Genomic DNA, 252 nt, shown 5'->3' with positions numbered 1-252 from the left:
ATATATTTGAGGGTGTTTTGTAATAAAAGAATATTTAATAAGCAGTTTTTTAATTCTTGAGCCGTAAAAATATCGGATTGCAACAGCCCTTTAGTAAACACTTCTTTTGGCAGCAAAAAAGAATCAAAACCATCGGTATTTTTGTACATGCAAATTTCAAATGAACCCAATTCAACAGGTTTTGGGTGAGCACTTATGTTTCTAGCTTTTATAATTTTTCTCAAATATGAATAACTGAATCGCCCCGAGTTC

At 31.7% G+C, this 252-nt stretch carries 1 protein-coding gene; it reads right to left on the bottom strand.

Features of this window, described 5'->3' with window-relative positions:
- The coding region (locus tag AAEZ18_RS19255; RefSeq protein ID WP_352256041.1) for a hypothetical protein at nt 1-224 on the bottom strand (224 nt) is incomplete at its 3' end.
- Nucleotides 225-252 lie beyond the last annotated feature (28 nt).

This window comes from Pseudoalteromonas sp. 19-MNA-CIBAN-0066 (genome assembly GCF_040308705.1).
In the GTDB taxonomy this organism is placed as follows: domain Bacteria; phylum Pseudomonadota; class Gammaproteobacteria; order Enterobacterales; family Alteromonadaceae; genus Pseudoalteromonas; species Pseudoalteromonas nigrifaciens.
Note: the sequence above shows the minus strand (reverse complement) of the source record. Positions and strands in the feature narration are given on the sequence as shown.